Here is a 21,882-nt window from a genome sequence, read left to right on the forward strand (position 1 = left end):
CATTTTTGTTTTCGGACCTCTGCCTGTGCGGTTCGTCGCCTCAGCCCTCGGGGCGTGGCGCTACGCGCCGCTTCTGGAACCCGGTCTTGGACTGTTCGAAACCCGCGTCAAGATAGAAGCGCAGCACCTCGGCCTGGCGTGAACCGGTCATCAGCATGAGCTTGTAGCAGCCCGCCTCCCACGCCGCCGCCGTCGCATGATCCAGCAGTGCCTTGCCGAATCCACGCTTTCTGAAATCGCCGTGGGTCACCACATTCTCGATCAGCCCATAGGGGCTGCCGCCCCGCGTCAGGTTGGGAATGACGATCAGGGTGCAGGAGGCGACCAGAGTATCCGCGACCTCGCCCACGAAGATGGCGCTGCGATCGTAGCAGCTCAGTCGCGTCAGGATGTCCCGCGCCGCATCCGGCGCGGGCGGCGGCGCATCCTCGGGGTTGAGATGCCGGTAGAGGTCGAACAATTGCGGCAGGTCGTCGGGCGATGCCTGCCGCACCGCGAGCGTTGGTGAGGTCATGCGGCCATGATCCCGAAGCAGCCCGCCGGGGGCAAGCTGTATATCAGCCCGCCGCCTGTTCCAGCGCGCTGACGATGGGCGAGAAATCGGCGGCAGTCAGGCTGGCGCCACCGACCAGCGCGCCATCCACGTTCGAAACGGCAAAGATCTCGGCCGCGTTGCCCGGCTTGACCGAACCGCCATAGAGCAGGCGGATCGCCTCGGCGGTTTCCGAGCCGAACCGCCCGATCAGCTGCTGGCGCAGCGTGTCGTGCACCTCGGCGATCTGCTCCAGCGTCGGCACCAGCCCTGTACCGATGGCCCAGACCGGTTCATAGGCGATCACCACCTGCGTCCCGTCGATCCCGTCGGGCACTGACCCGGCCAGTTGCGCGCAGACCACGTCGAGCGTCTGGCCCGCTTCGCGCTGGGCCAGCGTCTCGCCGATGCAGATGATGGCGATCAGCCCGGCATCAAGCGCCGCGCGCGCCTTGTCGCAGACCTGAGCGTCGGTCTCGCCATGATCGGCGCGGCGTTCGGAATGGCCGAGGATGACGGCGCTGGCACCGGCATCGGCCAGCATCGACGCGCCGATGTCACCGGTATGGGCGCCTGCATTGGCGGTGTGGCAATCCTGTCCCCCGATCCGCACCCGGCTGCCACTGACGGCCTGAGCGGCACGGTAGAGCAACGTGGCCGGCGGGCAGATCAGCAGATCGACAGTGGCGGCGGGATGCGCTCCGGCAATCGCCTCCAGCGCTGTCAGCGCTTCGCCGGTGCCGTTCATCTTCCAGTTTCCTGCCGCCAGTTTGCGCCGCATCGCTCTCTCCCGAAATAGCCGTCCAGAATGTCATCGGGTTCCGATAGCATCGGGGAAGGGGCGTGACAATCGCGGGTGGTGGGCGAGAGGGCCGCGGATCAGCGGTTGGAAAGGCTTTCGTCGAACTTGATCGACTCCCCGCAACCGCAGGCATCGACCACGTTGGGGTTCTTGAACTTGAACCCGGATTCCAGCAGCGAGACCTCGTAGTCGATCTCGGTGCCGAACAGGAACATCTGTGCCATGGGCGCGATCAGGATGCGGGCGCCGTCCTGTTCGACCACCTCGTCATGCGGATCGGCCTGATCCACATAATCCATGGTGTATTCCATGCCGGCGCAGCCGCCTTTCTTGACGCCGATGCGCAGTCCGGTATGGCCGCCCTTGTCCATCAGGCGGGCGATCTGGGTCGCCGCTCGGGGGGTCATGGTCACCGCCTGCTTGCCGGGAATGCCGAACATGAAAGTCTCCATTGTCGCGCGTTGCCCTTAATCTAGGGCGCTTGGGGGCTTGGCTCAAGTGTGGCTGAAAGAATGTGGGCCGCCCTCGGGCAAGAGCGGCCCACTCTATTGTGGATCCCACGCTGGGGGGAGGGCAGGACCCGAGGCCGGCCGTGACGACTCGTCCGGGAGGGGATGGGACCCGGACCCCGGTCAGCGGAAAGGCTGGGTGCGGCCTGTAACAGGGTGATCAAGGCAGCGTGAAGATTGAGTAAAGGTTTTGCGACAAGGGCCGGTTGTCTGTGGAAAACCGCCCCGCGCCGATCACATGAAGCCCAGTTCCAGCCGCGCCTCGTCCGACATCATCTCCATGCCCCAAGGCGGATCCCAGGTCATTTCGACCTCGACCGATTTGACACCAGGCACGCTTTCGACCGCTGCCGCGACCCAGCCGGGCATTTCGCCCGCCACCGGGCAGCCGGGCGCGGTCAGGGTCATGATAACCCGCACCTCGTTCTCGCCTGAGATCTCGACGGTATAAATCAGACCAAGCTCGAAGATGTTGACCGGGATTTCGGGGTCATAGACCGTGCGGCAGGCCTCGACCACCGGCTCGTACAGGTCGTGGTCGACGGAAGAGGGCGCAATCAGTGGCGCGCCTTCCATGGGTTCTGTCGCGTGGGTCATCTGGTCCTCGGCTTGTTACCTGAGCGATTATATAGGGAATGGGGCCGGGGGCGTCCAGAGGCAGGGCACCCCTTGTTGCTGGGCGGGGGCCGGAAAAATTGAATTTTTCCGACCTGTTTTCCTTGCCGGAAAACAGATCCGCCTCAGCCGTTGATATCGTCCTTAAAGGTTTTCACCTGGCCTGAGGGCAGGGAAAACCTGTGCCTGAGCAGCAGCCATGCGGCCAGCGACAGCGCGGCGAAGATCAACAGCAGCAGCGGCAGCGACGGCGTCACTGCCAGCAGCATCAGCCCGGTCAGCGCCGCGCCGATGGCGAAGCCCAGAAAGATGAAGCCGGGCAGCAGCATCTCGACCACGCCCAGCACCAGCGCACCGGCAAGCCAGAGCCACCAGACCGACCAGAGCGCGTCAATCATCATTTGCCCCCTTTCAGCAGCTTGAAGGCGTCACCAAAGGCTTCGAGCGCGTTGGCGGGCAGGATGATGGTTTGTTTCCCGGCGCCATTGCCCAAAGCGTTCAGTGCCTCGACCTGTTTCAGCGCCACCTGGTATTGCGCGGCCTCCAGCCCGTGCGCGGCGATGGCGCGGGCCACGACCTCGGTCGCATAGGCCTCGGCCTCGGCCTGGATGCGGCGGGCCTTGGCGGTCTGTTCGGCGGCATAGAGCTCGGCATCGGCGTTGAGCTCGACCGCGCGCTTGGCGCCTTCGGCCTTGGTCACCTGGGCGCGGCGTTCGCGTTCGGCGTTGAGCTGCTGCAGCATGGCGTCGCGGGTGGCCTGATCCAGGTTCACATCCAGGATCTCGGCCCGTGTGACCTCGATCCCCCAATCGTCCACCGCGTCCTCGACCGAGGCCTTTATGGTGGAAATCAGCTGCGCCCGGTTCGATTGCACCTCGTCCAGGTCCATCTTGCCGATCTCGGCCCGCACGATCCCGGCCACGGTGGTCGAGATGGCACCGTCCACGTCGCGGATGCGATAGACAGTCTTTTCCGGCTCGGTGATGCGGTAGAACACCGATGTGTCGACCTGAACCAGCACGTTGTCCTTGGTGATCGCGTCCTGGCTGGCGGTAGGGAGCTGGCGTTCGAGGATCGAGATCTTGTGGCGGACCACATCGAGGAAAGGCACGATGAAGTTGATGCCCGGCCCCAGCACCGCATGCAGCCGCCCAAAGCGTTCGACCACGAATTTCTCGGATTGCGGGACGATGCGGATGCCCTTGAGAATGACCACGATGATAAAGATCGCGGCAGCAAGAAAGACGATGTTCTGGCTGAAAAGGCCGATGATCTGCTCTTCGGTCATGCTGTATCCCTGATATTTGTGTACTATGGTATACATATGGGGCGGATGATGCCGCCATTCAACATAGGTATGGTCTGTATCGCCCGCCGTGCAAAGGGGAAAGCGGGCGCGCGGCTTGCATTGCCGGCGCGCTTGGGGCAAAGCCTGCCCGGTTGACCCGAGCCGCGAGGATGAGATGAGCGAGCGTTTCTCTTTTGACCTGCATGCCAAGGATGGCAAGGCGCGTACCGGCGTTATCCAGACGCCGCGCGGTGAGGTGCGCACACCGGCCTTCATGCCGGTGGGCACGGCGGCGACGGTCAAGGCGATGATGCCCGAGAGCGTGCGCGCGACCGGGGCCGATATCCTGTTGGGCAACACCTATCACCTGATGCTGCGGCCCACGGCCGAGCGGATCGACCGGTTGGGCGGCCTGCACAAGTTCATGAACTGGGAGCGGCCGATCCTGACCGACAGCGGCGGGTTTCAGGTCATGTCGCTGGCAGGTTTGCGCAAGCTGACCGAAAAGGGCGTGACCTTCAAATCCCATATCGACGGGTCCAAGCACGAGCTGACCCCGGAGCGCTCGATGGAGATCCAGCGGCTGTTGGGCAGTGACATCGTGATGTGTTTCGATGAATGCCCGGCGCTGCCCGCCGACCGCGACCGGATCGCCGAAAGCATGCGGCTTTCAATGCGCTGGGCGGAACGCTCGCGCGCGGCGTTTGGCGACCGGCCGGGGCATGCGCTCTTTGGTATCATGCAGGGCGGGTTGGAGCAGGATCTGCGCGAGGAGAGCGCCGAGGCGTTGAAGGCGATCGGGTTCGAGGGCTATGCGGTGGGCGGTCTCGCTGTGGGCGAGGGTCAGTCGGCGATGTTTGGCTGTCTCGATTATGCGCCCGGCTTCCTGCCCGAAGACAAGCCGCGATACCTGATGGGGGTGGGCAAGCCCGACGATATCGTCGGCGCCGTCAAGCGCGGCATCGACATGATGGATTGTGTGCTACCGTCGCGCTCTGGTCGCACGGGACAGGTGTTCACCCGGCACGGGGTTCTGAACATCAAGAATGCGCGCCACATGGACGACCCGCGCCCGCTGGACGAGGCCTGCACCTGTCCGGCCTGCCGCAACTATAGCCGCGCCTATCTGCATCACGTGTTCCGCAGTCAGGAGATCATCAGCTCGATGCTACTGACTTGGCACAACCTGCATTATTACCAGGAAATCATGGCGGGCATGCGAGAGGCGATTGCGGCGGGCACTTTTGCCGCTTGGGAGGCCGATTTTCACGCGGGCCGGGCGCAAGGTGATATCGAACCGCTCTGACTCGCGACACCCAGCTTTGTAGCTTTGCGTTTGCGACATGTCAGAGTTGTGAAGAAAACGTTATCCCGTATTTTGCTGCTCGGGCGGGAAGATGTTCCTGCCCGTTCGGGCTTGGAACAAAGGCCCGGCGCTGGCCGCAATCGGCAGATGTTCTTCTCTTTCGTCCGGACCTGCCCGAACTGTCTGCCCTTGCGGATCGGCGCCGAGGGCATAGTTGGGGCTGCACCGGCTGCGCTGACCATCGCCGCTACCGGACGAACACAGGAGAACCCACGATGACCGAGACACTCTTTTCCCCCCACAAGGCCGGCAATATCGCGTTGAAGAACCGGGTCGTGATGGCACCGCTGACGCGGAACCGGGCCGATGACACAACTGGTGTCGTGTTCGACCGGCACGCGGAATACTACGCCCAGCGCGCCAGCGCCGGGCTGCTGATCACCGAGGGCGCGCAGATCAGCGCCGAGGGCAAGGGCTATATCCAGACGCCGGGCATCCATACGCCCGAACAGGTGGCCGCCTGGCGCAAGGTGACCGATGCGGTCCATGCAAGGGGTGGCAAGATCGTGATCCAGCTCTGGCATGTTGGGCGGATCTCGCACACATCGCTTTTGCCGGACGGGCAGGCGCCGGTTTCGGCCTCGGCGATTGCGGCCAAGGCAAAGACCTTTACCCATGCCGGGTTCGAAAACACATCGGAGCCGCGCGCGTTGGAGACGGATGAGATCGCCCGTGTTGTGGCCGATTACGCCCATGCCACCCGTTGCGCGCGCGAGGCCGGGTTCGACGGGGTCGAGATCCATGCGGCCAACGGCTATCTGGTCGAGCAGTTCCTCAAGGATGGCAGCAACCGGCGGCAGGACGCCTATGGCGGGTCGGTCGAGAACCGCGCCCGGTTCCTGTTCGAAGTCGTCGATGCCGTTGTGGGCGCCTGGGATGCGGGCCATGTCGGCATCCGCCTGTCGCCCTTCTCGGATGTGAACGGCATCTCTGACAGCAACCCGATCGCCACCTATACGCCGGTGATCGAACGACTGGATACCTATGGGCTGGCCTATCTGCACATGGTCGAAGGTCAGACCGGCGGTGTCCGCGAAGGGGCGTTCGACGATCTGCGCCAGCTCTGGAGCGGCACCTACATGGGCAACAATGGCTATGACCGCGCCAGCGCACTGGAACGGACCCGGATCGACGCGGTGGATCTGGTGGCCTTTGGCCGGCCGTACATTGCCAATCCCGACCTGGTCGAGCGCTTGACTGCCGACGCGCCGCTGAATGCAGGCGATACCGCCACCTATTACGGCGGCGGCGACGAAGGCTATACCGACTATCCGGTGTTGCAGACGGCCTGAAACAGGCCGCTCCCTTTGGCCGCCCATCGGGCGGCCAGGGGCAAAAGGTCAGGTTTGCCGGACTTGAAACGGTTCTGGATACATCGCTTTCTGCGCTCTGCATTTATTTGAAAACAAAGGAGATTGCCGTGAAGCGACTGGTATCTGCGGTGATGTGTATTTGGGGCGGAATGGTTGGCGCCGCCGAACTGGATGGTTGCGCGCTGAGCGCGGAACATTATGCCGATCTGGTGGCGCCGCTGCTGGACGGCGCCTGGCAGGCGCATAACGGACCCGGTCTGATGATGATGAAGATGGGTGCCAACGAGATGAAGCTGCCGATGCCGCGCGCGGGTCACCAGATCATGGCGATGTTGTACCGCGACGGCACCGTCTATGCCGACATGGCGCAGTTCGGCGAGGCCGAGATACGGCTGGCCGATCCCGAAACCGGCATTGCACCGGTCCCGGTTGATGGCGCGCAGCAATATCTCGATTTCGACAGGCTGGGGCTGGTCCCCGATTGCGGCAGCGTTGGGATGCTGCGGCTGGAATTCGACCAGGAACGGATTGACGAGGAGGGCACCCATCTGTGGCTGCATGTGCACTTGGCGGTACTGGACGAGGACCGGATGGGCGGTGTGCTGACCGTACAGGGGCGCGGCAAGGACGGGACCGAGACCCATGCGCGCCGCTTGGTCAGCTTCCTGCGCAACTGAGGGGCCGGGCGGGGCGACGGTCCGGCGCTCCTGCGCCCCGGCGCAGATCGCCCCGCCCGCCGTCCCGCAGGAATCCGCTGCGGCGGTGGTTTTGCAGACTTGCGGTCCGCTGGCAGTCGCGTCATTGTGCGCGGCACCAATTTACGGGTCTGGTTGAAATGGACGGGGACTCACCCCACCTTATCAGCCCGAGACAGGAGATGGCCGGGGGTCGCCTGAGACAGGGACCGGTGCCATCTTGCCAATGATAAGGATAGATTATGCAAGAGCCTCTGAACGCCTCTTACCCCGTCCTGCCGCTGCGCGACATCGTGGTGTTCCCGCATATGATCGTGCCGCTTTTTGTCGGCCGCGAGAAATCGGTGCGGGCGCTGGAAGAGGTGATGCAGGAAGACAAGCAGATCCTGCTGTCGAGCCAGATCGATCCCGGTATCGACGACCCGGACAGTGACGGTATTTACCGCACCGGCGTGCTGGCCAATGTGCTGCAACTGCTGAAACTGCCCGATGGCACCGTCAAGGTGCTGGTCGAGGGGCAGGCACGGGTCAAGATCACCGCCTTCTTGGAAAACGACGTCTTTTTCGAGGCGCGTGCCGAATATCTGACCGAGATCCCTGGCGATGTCACCACCACTCAGGCGCTGATCCGCACCGTGGGCGATGAATTCGAGCGCTATGCCAAGGTGCGCAAGAACATTCCCGAAGAGGCGCTGGCCGCTGTTGGCGAGACCACCGAGCCCGCCAAGCTGGCCGATCTGGTCGCGGGCCACCTGGGCATCGAGGTTGGACAGAAACAGGACCTGTTGGAAACGCTCAGCGTCAGCGAGCGGCTGGAAAAGGTCTATGGCCTGATGCAGGGCGAGATGAGCGTTCTGCAGGTCGAGAAGAAGATCAAGACCCGGGTCAAATCCCAGATGGAGAAGACCCAGCGCGAATACTACCTCAACGAACAGATGAAGGCGATCCAGCGTGAGCTGGGCGATGGCGAAGAAGGTGCCGGCGAGATTGCCGAGCTGGAAGAGAAGATCGCCGCCACCAAGCTGTCGAAAGAGGCGCGTGAAAAAGCCGAGGCCGAGCTGAAGAAGCTCAAGAACATGTCGCCCATGTCGGCCGAGGCCACGGTCGTGCGTAACTATCTCGACTGGCTGCTGTCGATCCCGTGGGGCGTCAAATCCCGCGTGAAAAAGGATCTGGGCCGCGCCGAGGGCGTGCTGGATGCCGATCACTATGGGCTGGAAAAGGTCAAGGAGCGCATCGTCGAGTATCTGGCGGTGCAACAGCGCTCGGCCAAGTTGAAGGGGCCGATCCTGTGCCTTGTCGGCCCTCCGGGTGTGGGCAAGACCTCGCTGGGCAAATCGGTCGCCCGGGCAACGGGGCGCGAGTTCATCCGCATCTCGCTGGGTGGCGTACGTGACGAGAGCGAGATCCGCGGCCACCGCCGGACCTATATCGGTTCGATGCCGGGCAAGATCATCCAGGCGCTGAAAAAGGCGAAAACCACCAATCCGCTCATCCTGCTCGACGAGATCGACAAGATGGGGCAGGATTTCCGGGGCGACCCGGCAAGCGCGATGCTCGAGGTACTGGACCCGGAACAGAACAACACCTTCATGGATCATTATCTCGAGGTAGAATATGACCTCTCGAACGTGATGTTCCTGACCACGTCGAACAGCTACAACATGCCCGGACCGCTGCTGGACCGGATGGAGATCATTCCGCTGGCGGGCTATACCGAGGATGAAAAGCGCGAGATTGCCAAGCGCCACCTGCTGCCGAAGCAGACCAAGAACCACGGTCTGCGTGCCAAGGAGTTCGATCTGTCCGACGCGGCGCTGACCGACATCATCCGCTATTACACCCGCGAGGCGGGGGTGCGGAACCTGGAACGCGAAGTGGCCAAGATCTGCCGCAAGGCGCTGACGAAGATCCTCAAGAAAGACGCAGAAAAGGTCTCGGTAACGCCCGAGAATTTGGAGGATTTCCTGGGTGTGCGCCGGTTCAGGTTCGGTCTGGCCGAGAAGGACGATCAGGTGGGTGTCGTCACCGGTCTGGCCTGGACCAGCGTAGGCGGCGACCTGTTGTCGATCGAGGCGCTGCGCCTGCCGGGCAAGGGCCGGATGAAGACCACCGGCAAGCTGGGCGAGGTGATGAAGGAGTCGATCGACGCGGCGGCGTCCTACGTGCGCTCGATCGCCCCGGCCATCGGTGTAAAGCCGCCCCGGCTGGATCGCTGGGATATCCACGTGCACGTTCCCGAAGGCGCCACGCCCAAGGACGGCCCCAGCGCCGGTATCGCCATGGTCACCTCGATCGTGTCTGTGCTGACCCAGACGCCCGTGCGCAAGGACATCGCCATGACGGGTGAGGTCACACTGCGCGGCAATGTGCTGGCCATCGGCGGGCTGAAGGAGAAGCTGCTCGCCGCCCTGCGCGGCGGCGTCAAGACCGTGCTGATCCCGGCCGAGAACGAAAAAGACCTGCGCGAGATCCCCGACAACGTGAAGGAGGGGCTGACGATCATCCCTGTCGCGCATGTGTCCGAGGTGCTGAAACACGCGCTTGTTCGCCAGCCCGAAGCGATTGAATGGGACGAGGCCGCCGAGGAAGAGGCCGCCGCCGCCAAATCGGCGCTTCCGGGTGGCGAAGGCGCCTCGGCCACGGCGCACTGAACGAGTTTGCACTTGCTGACAAGGGCGGGCCTTTTGGCCCGCCCTTGTTGTATCCGGACACCTGATTTCAACTATTTTGTGAGTGAATGTAGCCAGATCGGAAACAAATAGCTAAGCTTCCGAAAACAAAACAACGGGGCACCAATATGGTAAAACGCAGTACACGGACGACGACCACAGCACGCAAGACCACCACGCGCCGCAGCACACGTTCCACCTCCGGCACCGCCACCGCAAAGGAAAAGACCGCCGCTGCCGAAACGGAGCCGGTAGACCCCGAGATCGAATCTGTCGAGGCCGCCGAAGCGCTTGATACGCCGCTGCCCCGCGTGGTGCGCGCCGACGAAGCCGAGGATCAGGATAACGGAAACGAGTTGCGCAAGCGCGAGCTGATCGATCTGGTTGTCGCCCGGTCCGACGTGAAGAAGAAATATGTCAAACCCGCCGTCGAGGCGATGCTGGCGATCATGGGCGAGGCGATTTCGGAAGAACGCGATCTGAACCTCCAGCCGCTTGGCAAGCTCAAGGTGAACCGCTCGACCGACAAGGGCAACGGGCAGGTGATCATCTGCAAATTGCGCCGCAGCACCCATGCAGAGGAAGAAGTGGAAAAACTTGATGCGGACCCTCTTGCAGAGGCTGCCGAGTAACGCTAAAAGCCTGCCTCACGGGTGATTAGCTCAGTGGTAGAGCGCTTCGTTCACATCGAAGATGTCAGGAGTTCAAATCTCTTATCACCCACCAGATTTCAAAGCCGCCGGGCAGTGGTCCGGCGGTTTTTTGTTTTGGTAGGGATAGTTACGCTAACAAGCTTATGTTGCCGGGGTCACAGCCCCGGCAGGCGGTCGAGCAGGGCGCGACGACCAAAGGTGGTGCCCGGCCGGTCGCCCAGGTCAAAGCGCAGGCCGATGCCGACAAAGGCATCGTTGTTGCTGAAATTGGCCACTCGGGCGTTGCCGGTACCAACCTCACCATACAGGTTCACGCCGCTTCCCAACCCGTAATCGGCGCCGATCGCCATGCGGGTCATGTTGGCACCGGTCTTGTTGTCCATGAAATCGACGCTGGCGTTCAGGCTGAGCGGACCGCTGCCCACGTCGCTGCTTATCTTGCCGCCGAGCAGGGTTGCGTTGGTCCCCTGCACGCGGCCACGCGAGAAATAACCCTCCAGCCGAATGGCCGAGAAATCGTAGGCGGCTTCGAGACCGTAGAAGTTGCGGTCGATGCCGCCACCATCCTCGGTGCCCCAGAACCCGCCGACCGCGCCGCCATAGCCGAACTTGTAGATACCATGCAGCGTGGCGCTGCGGCCGCTGCCGCCAACCTGATCGAACTTGTAATACCCAACGTCAAGTTGGGTTGCGACAGAGCTGCCAAGACCAAGCTCGAAAGAGCCTTGCAGCGCCTGACGCGCGCCCTTGGATTTGTTGGTGAACTGATAGTGGTTGATGTCGACATTGGCGCCGACAAGACCAATACTCTGTGCCGAAAGGCTGGCGGGGCTTACGCCGAGCGCCAATACCGCCGCTGCCACGCGGAGTTTCATGCTGCTGCTCCTTAGCCTGATGCGCTGGGATGCGCGGGCGCTTTGCGCGCTCTCTGTTGCGATCATATACATCGCGCCGAATCAGGTAAAGGTCTTTGATTCTGCGAGCGGAATCCAGTTGGCGCCGCTGCCGGTGCCGCCGGGCAGGGGCCTCGCACCCCCGCCCGGCGAGACTATCAGAACAACGATTCCAGAAGCGGACGTGTATTCTCTGCAGTCATCACTACGGGGTTGCCGCCGGTCGAGGGGTCGTTCAGTGCGTCACGCACCAGCACGTCGATATCGGGATTGGTGACGCCCAGATCGGTCAGCGTCTTGGGGATACCGAGCGAGGTGTTCAACTCGTCGACATAGGCCGCGAACCCGTCAAACCCGCCCGCAATGCCCAGATAGGCGGCGGCCTCGGCCAGCACGCCCTGGGCCGCGGGGCGGTTGAATTGCAGCACGGCCGGCATGCAGACCGCGTTGGTGGTGCCGTGATGGGTGTGGTGATGCGCGCCAATGGGGTGCGACAGCGCATGGATGGCGCCCAGCCCTTTCTGGAAGGCGGTGGCGCCCATGGCGGCGGCTGACATCATATGCGCGCGCGCCTCAAGGTCCGACCCGTCGGCATAGGCGCGGGGCAGGTATTCCTTGACCAGCCGCATGCCTTCCAGCGCGATGCCCTGGCTCATCGGGTGGTAATGCGGCGAGCAATAGGCCTCGACACAATGGGCAAAGGCATCAAGCCCGGTACCTGCGGTGATGAATTTCGGCATGCCCACGGTCAGTTCCGGGTCGCAGATCACCACCTTGGGCAGCATCAGCGGGTGAAAGATGATCTTTTTCTCGTGGGTTTCCGAATTGGTGATCACGCCCGCGCGGCCCACTTCCGATCCTGTCCCGGCGGTGGTGGGCACGGCGACGATCGGGTGAATGCCCGCCGGGTCGGCGCGGGTCCACCAGTCGCCGATATCCTCGAAATCCCAGAGCGGACGGGTCTGGCCTGCCATGAAGGCCAGCGTCTTGCCCAGATCAAGCCCCGAGCCGCCGCCAAAGGCGATCACCCCGTCATAGCCGCCCTCGCGATAGACTTTCAGTCCGGCCTCGACATTGCGCTCGGTCGGGTTGGGATCAACCTCGGAAAACATCGCCCGGCCCAGGCCCGCGGCCTCCATCAGGTCCAGCGTGCGGGTGGTGATCTCCATCGCGGCCAGCCCCTTGTCGGTGACCAGCAGCGGCTTGGATATACCGGCGGCCTTGCAGGCCTCGGCGATTTCGGCGATCCGCCCCGCACCAAAGCGGATGGTGGTGGGATAGGACCAGTTTCCAACAAGTTTCATGGGCCTCAAGCCTTTTTCAGGTGGTAGGATTTGGGACGGGTCAGGGCGTGAAAGCCCAGCACGGACAGGCCCGCGCCCCGGCCGGTATCCTTGCAGCCGGTCCAGCAAAGCGCGGGATCAAGGTAATCGCAGCGGTTCATGAACACGGTGCCGGTTTCCAGCCGCCTGCCGATCTCGTCGGCGCGGGCGGTGTCGCGGGTCCAGATCGAGGCGGTCAGCCCGAACTGGCAATCGTTCATCAGCGCAATCGCCTCTTCGTCATCGGCGACCGGCATGATGCCCACGACGGGCCCGAAGGTCTCTTCGCGCATGATCTCCATGTCATGGGTGACATTGGTCAGGATCTGCGGCGTCAGATAGGCGCCGCCGTCATCTTGCGCGAACCGTTCGATATGGGCGGTCGCGCCCTTGGCGATGGCATCCTCGATCTGGTCGCGCGCCACCTGGGCAAAGCGCACATTGGCCATCGGCCCGATCGTGGTCTCGGGGTCCAGCGGATTGCCCAGTTTGTAACCCTTTACCAGCGCCACCGCCTTGTCGACAAAGGCGTTGAACAGGCTCGCATGCACATAGATCCGCTCGATCCCGCAACAGCACTGGCCCGAGTTGAACATGGCCCCGTCGATCAGCGTCTCGACGGCGGCGTCCAGATCGGCATCGGCCCGGACATAGCCCGGATCCTTGCCACCCAGCTCGGTCGAGACGGGGATGAAGGTGCCGGCGGCGGCGCGTTCCATCGCCTGACCGCCCCGGACCGATCCGGTGAAATTGACGAAATTCACCTTGCGGCGGGAAATCAGCTCGGCGGTGGTGTCGTGGTCCAGCACGATGTTCTGGAACACGTCCTCGGGGATGCCCGCGGCATGAAACGCCTCGGCCATCCGCTCGCCCACCTGCAGGGTTTGGGCGGCATGTTTCAGGATCACCGTATTGCCCGCCATCAGCGCGGGCGCGACTGTGTTGATCGCGGTCATGTAGGGATAATTCCAGGGCGCCACCACCAGCACCACACCAAAGGGCTCGCGCTCGATCTTGCGCAGAAAGGCGTCGCTGTCCTCGATCACCAGCGGCGCAAGCGCGCTCTCGGCGATCCCGGCCATATAGGTGGCGCGCTCGTTGAAACCGCCGAACTCGCCGCCATAGCGGACGGGGCGGCCCATCTGATGGGCCAGTTCCACCGCCATGCGGTCGGTGGTCTTGCCCACCTCGGCCACGGCCGCCAGCACCAGCGCCACGCGCTCGGCCAAGGGGCGCGCGGCCCAAGCGGCTTGCGCGGCGCGGGCGCGCTCGGCGGCGTCCATGGCCGCCTCGCGCGTGGCCGCGGGCCGCTCCAGATAGACCGATCCGTCGATCGGCGAGATGCATTGCACGGTTCTTGTCATGACCGAACTCCAGTTTCGGGGGGCATAAGCCACCCCTGTCTTCTTTCTGGTTCAAAATACTCCGGGGGGCTTGGGGGGCTGGCCCCCCATTTGCCCACCGCTTCAGGCTTTCTCGAAACCGCGCGCGATTTCCCAATCGGTCACCACACGGTCGAATTCTTCCTGCTCCCACTGGGCGCAGCGGGTGTAGTGATCGATCACCCAATCTCCCATCGCCGCCCGCAGCATGGCCGACCCGCCCAAGGTCCCGATCGCGTCGCGCAGGCTGCGCGGGATCTCTCCGGCTTCGGCATTGTCATAGACATCGCCGCTGGTGGGCGGCGCCAGTTCCAGCTTCTCCTCAATCCCCTGCAGACCCGCCGCCAGCAGGGCCGCCTGCGCCAGATAGGGGTTCAGGTCCGAGCCGCCGATGCGGCATTCCATCCGTACACCCTTGGTGCCTTCGGCGCACATGCGGAACCCGGCGGTGCGGTTGTCCACCGACCAGACGGTCTTGGTGGGCGCAAACGTGCCCTTCATGAAGCGTTTGTAGCTGTTCACATAGGGCGCCAGGAAGAACGTGTAATCGGGCGCATAGCGGATCATCCCGGCGCAGAACTGGCGGCCCAGCTCGCTCAGCCCGTGGGCTGCATCCTTGTCGTAGAAGGCGGGTTCCGACCCGCGCCACAGCGACAGGTGCACATGGCTGGCGCTGCCAACCCGGTCATGGTGCCATTTCGGGAGAAAGCTGGCCGCATGGCCGTGCTGATGGGCGATCTCCTTGGTGGCATGTTTGGCGATCGTGTGGTGATCGGCACAGGCCAGCGCGTCGGCATAGCGGATGTTCAGTTCTTCCTGACCCGCCTCGGCCTCGCCCTTGGTGTTCTCGACCGGGATGCCTGCGGCGAAGAGATGGTTGCGCAGCGGGCGCATCACATGCTCTTCCTTGCTGGTCTGCAGGATATGGTAATCCTCGTTATAGCCCGAGATCGGGGTCAGGTTGCGATAGCCGGTTTTGCGGATCTCGTCGAACGTGCCCTCGAACAGAAAGAATTCCAGCTCGGTCGCCATCATCGGCGTCAGCCCCAGCGCCTCGGCGCGGGCGATTTGCGCCTTCAGGACCTGGCGCGGCGAATGCGGCACCGGTTCATGGCTGTGGTGATCCAGCACGTCGCACAGCACCATCACCGTGCCTTCGAGCCAGGGCAGGGGGCGCAGTGTGCTCAGGTCGGGCTTCATCACGTAATCGCCATAACCGGCCTGCCACGAGGTGGCGCGATAGCCGTCCGGCGTGGCCATCTCAAGATCGGTGGCCAGCAGGTAGTTGCAGCAATGGGTTTCCTCATAGGCGCTGTCGAGGAAGTTCTGCGCATGGAACCGCTTGCCCATCAGGCGGCCCTGCATGTCGACCAGGCAGACCAGAACCGTGTCGACGGTGCCTGCGGCAACCTGGGCTTTCAGCGTTTCGAATGTGAGCATGTCACGACCTTTGGATTTGGTGGGGTCAAGAATTTTCGTCGAAAATTCTGTCGCGGGGACCGGCCCGCCGCAAGGGGCGGCGGGCCGGGTCTGTGATTTAGCCGTAGCGATAAGGCCGTCCGGCCTTGGCCATGTCGGCGTTATACTTCTTGAAGATCTCGACAACCTTGGCCTTGGTCTCGGATTCCGCCGCGATCTCGTCCCAGAACTTGACCGCCGCCTCTTCGACCTGCGCCCATTCGGCATCCGGGATCGAGGTGAGCTGCATCTTGGTGCCATTGACGCGCAGGCTTGCCTCGCCGCCCCAATACCACCACTGGCGATAGTAATGCGACTGGTCACAGCAGACCCGGAACAGGGTTTGCAGATCCTCGGGCAGTTCGTTCCAGCGGTCCATATTGGCAAAGAACGAACCTGCCCAGGCGCCCGAGATGTTGTTGGTCAGGAAATAGTTGGTCACGTCGGCCCAGCCGACGGTGTAATCCTCGGTGATGCCCGACCAGGCGATGCCATCAAGCTCGCCGGTCTGTACCGCGACCTCGATATCCTCCCACGGCAGGGTGACCGGCACCACACCGAACTGGCTCAGGAAGCGGCCCGCGGTCGGGAAGGTAAAGACACGCTTGCCGTTCAGGTCGGCCAGGCTGTTGATCGGGTCCTTGGTGGCGAAATGGCAGGGGTCCCAGGCGCCCGCGCTGATGTGCTTGACGCCGACCTTGGAATATTCCGCGTCCCAGATCTCGTTCAGGCCGTACTGGTTGAACAGCACCGGCACGTCCAGCGAGTAGCGCGAGGCGAAGGGGAAATAGCCGCCGAAAACGGTGACCTCGGTGGGCGAGGCCATCGAGTCGTCATCCGATTGCACCGCGTCGATGGTGCCGCGCTGCATGGCGCGGAACAGCTCTCCGGTGGGGACCAGCTGATCGGCATAGAACAGCTCGATCTGCATGCGATCGCCGGCGATCTTGTTGAACATGGCAATCGCCGGGTCGATCACATGGGCGGCCAGTGCCGGGCCGGCATAGGTCTGCATGCGCCATTTGATCGTAGATTGCGCCAGCGCCGGGGTGGCCAGCGGCGCGGCCGCCGCGCCGACGGCGGCGGTGGTGATAAACTTGCGTCTTGTGGTCATCGGTTCTCTCCCAATTGCAAAAGGGTGGATTGGATGCCCCGGTTCATTCCGGGATCACTTGTTGTAGACAGTCTCGGGCAGCCACAGCGCGATCTGCGGAAAGATCATGATGATCGCCAGCGCCAAGGTCATCACCAGCACGAAAGGCAGGATCGAGCCATAGATGTCGCGCAGGGTGATCTCGGGCGGCGCCATTGCCCGCATCAGGAACAGGTTATAGCCAAAGGGCGGCGTCATATAGGCGATTTGCGTGGTGATCGTATAAAGCACCCCGTACCAGATCAGGTCAAACCCCAGCGCACCCACCAGCGGCACGTAAAGCGGCGCCACGATCACCAGCATCGCGGTATCGTCCAGAAAGGTACCCATGATGATGAAGCTGAGCTGCATCAGGATCAGGATGACCCAGGGGTTCAGCCCCAACCGCTCGGTGAACAGATCCTCGATCGCTTTCACCGCGCCCAAGCCATCGAACACCGCGCCAAACGCAAGTGCGGCCAGGATGATCCACATGAACATGCACGAGATACCCAAGGTGGAGCGGACCGAGGTCTCGAACACCTGACGGTTCATCCGGCCCTTGAGCACGGCGGCCAGAAAGGCGGTCAGCGCCCCGATGGCCGAGCTTTCCACCAGCGAGGTCCAGCCGTTGACAAAGGGCACCATCATCGCGGCAAAAATACCCAGCGGCAGCAGGCCCGCGCGCAACAGGCGCAGTTTCTCGCCCATCGGCACGTCACGTTCCTCGGCCGACAGCGCCGGGCCAAGGGCCGGGTTCAGTTTGCAGCGGATCGCGATATAGAGGATGAACATGGCCGCCATCATCAGGCCCGGCACCACGCCCGCCAGCCAAAGCTGGCCCACCGGCTGGCGCGCGATCATCGCGTAAAGCACCAGCACCACCGAGGGGGGCACCAGGATCCCCAGACTGGACCCGGCCTGGATCACCCCCGTGACCATCTTCTTGTCATAGCCGCGTTTGAGAAGCTCGGGCAGGGCGATGGTGGCACCGATGGCCATGCCCGCCACCGACAGACCGTTCATTGCCGAGATCAGCACCATCAGCCCGATGGTGCCGATGGCCAGCCCGCCGTTAAGCCCGCCCATCCAGACATGGAACATCTTGTAGAGGTCGTCGGCGATCTTGGATTCCGACAGCACGTAACCCATGAAGATGAACATCGGCAGGGTCAGCAGCGGATACCATTTCATCAGCTTCATCGCCGCCGAAAAGCCGATGTCATACCCGCCCCGGTCGCCCCACAGAAGCAGCGAGGCCAGCACCGCGACAAAGCCGATGGCGCCGAACACGCGCTGGCCGGTCATCAGCATCACCATCATGGTGGAAAACATCAGGATGGCGATCAGTTCATAGGACATCTCAGATCACCTCGCGCGGGATATGTTCGCCACGGATCCGCAGAATGTCCTTGGCCAGTTCGGACAGGGCTTGCAGCAGCATCAGAAACAGGCCCGCGCACATGATTGTCTTGATCGGCCACAGCACCGGGCGCCAGGCGGTCGGGCTGCGCTCGCCATACTGGAAGGAATAGCTGAGGCTGTCATAGCCGCCATAGAGCAGCACGCCGAGATAGAAGATCAGGAACAGAACGGTGATCGCGTCGGTCCAGGCCTTCCGTCGGTCCGACCATTCACCATAGAGCAGGTCCATCCGCACGTTCGATCCCATCTGGATCGAATAGGGGCCGCCCAGGATGTAATAGGCGACCATGGCAAATTGCGCCATTTCCAGCGTCCAGAGCGAGGGGTTGATATCAAAGCCAAGATCGCTGCCGACCTTGGAGAAGCTGGACCACAGCAGGATCGCCATCATCACGAAGATACCATACATGACCAGCCGCCCGACCCAGCGGTTCATCCGGTCGACGATGCGGATATAGGCGCGCAGCGCGGTCATTTCGGGATGCCTCCGGTCATGCCTCTGCCCCTGCGGGTGCAAGCGTTTCGATCATCCCGGCCAGCATCGGGGCCAACAGCCCGGTGATGCGGTTGACGCCCGAAGGCGTGTCGATCAGGTCGTTTCGGACCTCGATCATCACGTTGGGCAATCCGCGCGCGATGGCATGTTCGCGCAGGGTATGGGTTACGCCGTCGGTGGCGGAATAGGGCTCGTTCAGCGCGGCCTTGAGGCCCGACCCCTGCGCGGCCTTCAGCAGCAGCCGGGCGGCGCGGTCGTCGCTGTCATGCAGGATGCCCAGTTCGACACTGCGCGTGCGTCCCTGATAAACGGGGGTGAAACTGTGCAGGGTGATCAATACCGGTGGGGCGGAGCGCGCGTCGAGTGTCTCGACAAGCAAGTGCCGGAACGGATGATAGACCGCCTCTGCGCGTTGGGCGCGCTGGGCAGGAGTCAGATTCGCATTGCCCGGGATGGTGTAAATCTCGCTTTGCGCGGGCATGGCATCGGCGCGTTCGGGTGGGCGATTGCAGTCATAGACCAACCGGCTGACACGGGAATAGACCAGCGGCCCATCCAGCGCGCCCGACAGTTCCACCGCCAGATCCATGGCACCGATATCCCAGGCCGCGTGCGAGCGCGCCGCCTCGGGCGACAGGCCCAGACCCGACAGCGCCGCAGGGATGAACCGGCTGGCATGTTCGCACACCAGCACAGCGCACCCTGTGCCACGGGCGTTCAGCACCCGCGCGGGCGGACCTTCGACTGCGGACAGCATGGGAGATTCGGCATCGCTTGACATGTGTAGCATTGGTTACAATCCTCAGCTCTCTGTCAATAAAATTTCTGTAGACATGATTACAGAAACAGATAACCTGTAACAAACGCTAGAACAAAGGGCGACCCGTGCCCGGCACATCGAAACTGGTCAAACAACGCATTCAGGACGAGACCGAGCACCTGACCCGGTCCGAACGTCAGTTGGCCTCGATCCTTTTGCAGGACTATCCGATGGGGGGGCTGCAATCGATCACCAAGCTGGCCAGCGCCGCGGGTGTCTCGACACCTACCGTGATCCGCATGGCGCGCAAGCTGGGGTTCGACGGGTTTCCCGCGCTTCAGGACGCGCTGCGCGAGGAAGTGGCGGCGCAGATCAAGAAGCCGATCTCGAAACGCGACGGCTGGGTGGTGGACGAAGGCGCCGAACACCCGCTGATGCGCTTTGCACAGGTGGTCTGGGCCAATATGCGCCACACGCTGGAGCGGACCGACACCGCGCTCTTCGACCGCGCCGCCGCGATTCTGGCCGATACGGCACGCCCGCTTTACGTAGTGGGCGGGCGCATCACCCGCTCGAACGCGGATTATCTGTATAACCACATGCAGATCATCCGGCCCAATGTCACCATGCTGGGCAATTCGGCCAATGTCTGGCCGCAGTACCTGCTGGACATGGATCAGAGCTCGGTCCTGGTGATCTTCGACATCCGCCGTTACGAGGCGCATCTGGAAAAGCTGGCCCAGATCGCCAGCGAGCGGGGGGTGACGGTCATCCTGTTCACCGACCAATGGGGCTCGCCCATCGGGCGGGTGGCAAACCTGACCTTCAACGGGCTGGTCGAGGCGCCGTCGAGCTGGGACAGCACCATCGCGCTGCAACTGATCGTTGAGGCGCTGATTGCCGAAGTGCAGGGCGCGCGCTGGGAAGAAAGCAAGGAACGGATCGAGGAGCTGGAGGCGATGTTCTCGTCCACCCGCCTGTTCCGCAGTCCCACCTGAAATTGTGCAAATTTGCACATAAAGACGTAGATTTCTCAGAATTGTGCATTTAGTTTCAGATGCTACCTTAGCCTCATCCCAACCGAACGGAGGTCTGAGATGAGCTGGAACCCCTTGCTGGATGCCGATATCCCCCTGGGCAACGATGTGGACGCCATAGAAACGGTGATCGTGCCGCGTGCCCGCGATCTGGGCGGGTTCGAGGTGCGCCGCGCCCTGCCGGCGCCGCGCCGCCAGATGGTCGGGCCGTTCATCTTCTTCGACCAGATGGGGCCGGCCGAGTTCCTGACCGGGCAGGGCATCGACGTGCGCCCGCATCCCCATATCGGCTTGGCCACCGTCACCTATCTTTACAAAGGGCGGCTGCATCACCGCGACAGCCTGGGTACCGACCAGTGGATCGAGCCGGGTGCTGTCAATTGGATGATAGCGGGCAATGGCGTCACCCATTCCGAACGCACCGATGGTCCGGCGCGTCAGGCGCCGCTCAGCATGTTCGGCATCCAGACCTGGGTGGCGCTGCCCGAACATCTGGAAGAGACCGGCGCCAGCTTCGAACATGCCCCCGCCAGCGCGTTGCCGCTGCTCGAGGCAGAGGGGAAACAGGTGCGGCTGGTTCTGGGCGATGCCTGGGGCGCCGCGGCGCCGGTCGAAACCACGTCCGAGATGTTCTATGCCGACGCGCAGCTTGAACCCGGCGCGGCTCTGCCGCTGCCCGACAATCACGAGGATCGCGGCGTCTATGTCACCCAAGGATCGGTCGAGGTCGCCGGACAGGGATTCGAGGCGGGCCGGATGATGGTGTTCCGCCCCGGTGACCGTCTGAGCCTGAAGGCGGGTCCGCAGGGCGCACGGCTGATGCTGCTGGGCGGTGCCACGCTGGGCGGGCCGCGCCATATCTGGTGGAATTTCGTGGCCAGTTCGAAAGAGCGGATCGATGCTGCGAAAGAGGCTTGGCGCGCCGGCGATTGGCGCCATGGCCGGTTCAGCCTGCCGCCGGGCGATGAGAGCGAATTCACGCCCTTGCCGACGCGCTGACAGGGGCCGGGCAGATGCGAGTTCAGGGCTAAATATTTGAAACAAAACGGGGGCTGGCGCGACTTCCGGTGCGGGCGCGGACATTTTGCGGACGCGCGCCCAAAAAAGTGAGAAACCCGCTTGACGATGCCCGAGCCGCGCCATAATACACCCCAACGTTCCGCAGGGAACGCAAGATCACAGTGTGCGGTTGTAGCTCAGTTGGTTAGAGTACCGGCCTGTCACGCCGGGGGTCGCGGGTTCGAGCCCCGTCAACCGCGCCACTGATGATCCCCTCCCGGAGGCTCCGGGACCGGCCCGGAGGGCAAGAAAATGCGCGGTTGTAGCTCAGTTGGTTAGAGTACCGGCCTGTCACGCCGGGGGTCGCGGGTTCGAGCCCCGTCAACCGCGCCACTTCTCCCCTATCTCAGTCATTGCCAAAAAAACAGCGATCAATCCGTGATGTGCTGCATCGATTCCGTTTGATCAGAACCGAGTTCCGACATGCTGCGGTCTCTGGCGGCGGGGCGGGCTCTCGCGGGTCCGACCCCGAC

At 63.1% G+C, this 21,882-nt stretch carries 21 protein-coding genes and 3 tRNA genes; 10 read left to right on the plus strand and 14 right to left on the minus strand.

Annotated elements, in window-relative coordinates:
- Positions 1-40 precede the first annotated feature (40 nt).
- From AC2FNA_RS13995 to AC2FNA_RS14020, 6 genes are all read right to left on the minus strand, one after another.
- A complete protein-coding gene (locus tag AC2FNA_RS13995; RefSeq protein WP_496827510.1) occupies positions 41-514 on the minus strand; it encodes a GNAT family N-acetyltransferase in 474 nt (157 codons plus the stop codon).
- 43 nt (positions 515-557) lie between these two features.
- Positions 558-1,313 (minus strand): triose-phosphate isomerase, encoded by a 756-nt coding sequence (gene tpiA, locus AC2FNA_RS14000; RefSeq protein ID WP_496827511.1) that lies wholly within the window; start codon positions 1,311-1,313, stop codon positions 558-560.
- 98 nt (positions 1,314-1,411) lie between these two features.
- The gene (locus AC2FNA_RS14005; RefSeq protein WP_234136236.1) at positions 1,412-1,774 is read right to left on the minus strand and encodes a HesB/IscA family protein; all 363 of its coding nucleotides are present in this window, start codon (positions 1,772-1,774) and stop codon (positions 1,412-1,414) included.
- Between the two features lie 303 nt (positions 1,775-2,077).
- Positions 2,078-2,440 (minus strand): SUF system Fe-S cluster assembly protein, encoded by a 363-nt coding sequence (locus AC2FNA_RS14010; RefSeq protein ID WP_234136237.1) that lies wholly within the window; start codon positions 2,438-2,440, stop codon positions 2,078-2,080.
- A 143-nt stretch (positions 2,441-2,583) separates the two neighbouring features.
- On the minus strand, positions 2,584-2,856 hold the full coding sequence (locus AC2FNA_RS14015; protein ID WP_496827514.1) for an NfeD family protein: 273 nt from the start codon (positions 2,854-2,856) through the stop codon (positions 2,584-2,586).
- Positions 2,856-3,746 carry an SPFH domain-containing protein gene (locus AC2FNA_RS14020; RefSeq protein WP_496827516.1) on the minus strand — a complete coding sequence of 297 codons (891 nt, stop codon included), beginning with the start codon at positions 3,744-3,746 and terminating at the stop codon, positions 2,856-2,858. Before AC2FNA_RS14020 ends, AC2FNA_RS14015 begins: the two co-directional genes overlap by 1 nt.
- 175 nt (positions 3,747-3,921) lie before the next feature.
- On the opposite strand from AC2FNA_RS14020, the gene tgt reads away from it, so the two are divergent.
- The 6 genes from tgt (at position 3,922) to AC2FNA_RS14050 (ending at position 10,518) form a co-directional block, all read left to right on the plus strand.
- A complete protein-coding gene (gene tgt, locus AC2FNA_RS14025) occupies positions 3,922-5,052 on the plus strand; it encodes a tRNA guanosine(34) transglycosylase Tgt (protein WP_496827518.1) in 1,131 nt (376 codons plus the stop codon).
- A gap of 275 nt (positions 5,053-5,327) precedes the next feature.
- Positions 5,328-6,404 (plus strand): alkene reductase, encoded by a 1,077-nt coding sequence (locus tag AC2FNA_RS14030; RefSeq protein ID WP_496827520.1) that lies wholly within the window; start codon positions 5,328-5,330, stop codon positions 6,402-6,404.
- Between the two features lie 128 nt (positions 6,405-6,532).
- The gene (locus tag AC2FNA_RS14035; protein WP_496827522.1) at positions 6,533-7,102 is read left to right on the plus strand and encodes a hypothetical protein; all 570 of its coding nucleotides are present in this window, start codon (positions 6,533-6,535) and stop codon (positions 7,100-7,102) included.
- Positions 7,103-7,362: 260 nt separating this feature from the next.
- Positions 7,363-9,774 carry an endopeptidase La gene (gene lon / locus AC2FNA_RS14040; RefSeq protein WP_496827524.1) on the plus strand — a complete coding sequence of 804 codons (2,412 nt, stop codon included), beginning with the start codon at positions 7,363-7,365 and terminating at the stop codon, positions 9,772-9,774.
- 146 nt (positions 9,775-9,920) lie between these two features.
- Positions 9,921-10,424 carry an HU family DNA-binding protein gene (locus tag AC2FNA_RS14045; protein WP_496827526.1) on the plus strand — a complete coding sequence of 168 codons (504 nt, stop codon included), beginning with the start codon at positions 9,921-9,923 and terminating at the stop codon, positions 10,422-10,424.
- A gap of 19 nt (positions 10,425-10,443) precedes the next feature.
- Positions 10,444-10,518, plus strand: a tRNA-Val gene (locus AC2FNA_RS14050).
- A gap of 82 nt (positions 10,519-10,600) precedes the next feature.
- Here the strand turns inward: AC2FNA_RS14050 and AC2FNA_RS14055 are convergent.
- From AC2FNA_RS14055 to AC2FNA_RS14090, 8 genes are all read right to left on the minus strand, one after another.
- A complete protein-coding gene (locus tag AC2FNA_RS14055; RefSeq protein WP_496827528.1) occupies positions 10,601-11,320 on the minus strand; it encodes a porin in 720 nt (239 codons plus the stop codon).
- A gap of 176 nt (positions 11,321-11,496) precedes the next feature.
- Positions 11,497-12,642: an iron-containing alcohol dehydrogenase gene (locus AC2FNA_RS14060; protein WP_496827530.1), complete on the minus strand. Its 1,146-nt coding sequence runs from the start codon at positions 12,640-12,642 to the stop codon at positions 11,497-11,499.
- A 5-nt stretch (positions 12,643-12,647) separates the two neighbouring features.
- On the minus strand, positions 12,648-14,024 hold the full coding sequence (locus AC2FNA_RS14065; protein WP_496827532.1) for an aldehyde dehydrogenase family protein: 1,377 nt from the start codon (positions 14,022-14,024) through the stop codon (positions 12,648-12,650).
- Between the two features lie 102 nt (positions 14,025-14,126).
- Positions 14,127-15,482 carry a glutamine synthetase family protein gene (locus tag AC2FNA_RS14070; protein ID WP_496827534.1) on the minus strand — a complete coding sequence of 452 codons (1,356 nt, stop codon included), beginning with the start codon at positions 15,480-15,482 and terminating at the stop codon, positions 14,127-14,129.
- A 97-nt stretch (positions 15,483-15,579) separates the two neighbouring features.
- Positions 15,580-16,614 carry a TRAP transporter substrate-binding protein gene (locus AC2FNA_RS14075; RefSeq protein WP_234136248.1) on the minus strand — a complete coding sequence of 345 codons (1,035 nt, stop codon included), beginning with the start codon at positions 16,612-16,614 and terminating at the stop codon, positions 15,580-15,582.
- A 54-nt stretch (positions 16,615-16,668) separates the two neighbouring features.
- Positions 16,669-17,994: a TRAP transporter large permease gene (locus AC2FNA_RS14080; protein WP_496827536.1), complete on the minus strand. Its 1,326-nt coding sequence runs from the start codon at positions 17,992-17,994 to the stop codon at positions 16,669-16,671.
- Position 17,995: 1 nt separating this feature from the next.
- Positions 17,996-18,532 carry a TRAP transporter small permease subunit gene (locus AC2FNA_RS14085; protein WP_496827538.1) on the minus strand — a complete coding sequence of 179 codons (537 nt, stop codon included), beginning with the start codon at positions 18,530-18,532 and terminating at the stop codon, positions 17,996-17,998.
- A gap of 16 nt (positions 18,533-18,548) precedes the next feature.
- On the minus strand, positions 18,549-19,343 hold the full coding sequence (locus AC2FNA_RS14090) for an N-formylglutamate amidohydrolase (protein WP_496827539.1): 795 nt from the start codon (positions 19,341-19,343) through the stop codon (positions 18,549-18,551).
- 95 nt (positions 19,344-19,438) lie between these two features.
- On the opposite strand from AC2FNA_RS14090, the gene AC2FNA_RS14095 reads away from it, so the two are divergent.
- The 4 genes from AC2FNA_RS14095 to AC2FNA_RS14110 all read left to right on the plus strand — a co-directional run bounded on the left by AC2FNA_RS14095 (position 19,439) and on the right by AC2FNA_RS14110 (position 21,742).
- Positions 19,439-20,311 carry a MurR/RpiR family transcriptional regulator gene (locus AC2FNA_RS14095; protein WP_496827541.1) on the plus strand — a complete coding sequence of 291 codons (873 nt, stop codon included), beginning with the start codon at positions 19,439-19,441 and terminating at the stop codon, positions 20,309-20,311.
- A 99-nt stretch (positions 20,312-20,410) separates the two neighbouring features.
- Positions 20,411-21,349: a pirin family protein gene (locus AC2FNA_RS14100; protein WP_496827543.1), complete on the plus strand. Its 939-nt coding sequence runs from the start codon at positions 20,411-20,413 to the stop codon at positions 21,347-21,349.
- Positions 21,350-21,535: 186 nt separating this feature from the next.
- Positions 21,536-21,612: transfer RNA gene (locus tag AC2FNA_RS14105), tRNA-Asp, on the plus strand.
- A gap of 53 nt (positions 21,613-21,665) precedes the next feature.
- Positions 21,666-21,742, plus strand: a tRNA-Asp gene (locus AC2FNA_RS14110).
- Positions 21,743-21,882 lie beyond the last annotated feature (140 nt).

Source organism: Ruegeria sp. YKSD163 (assembly GCF_059612905.1).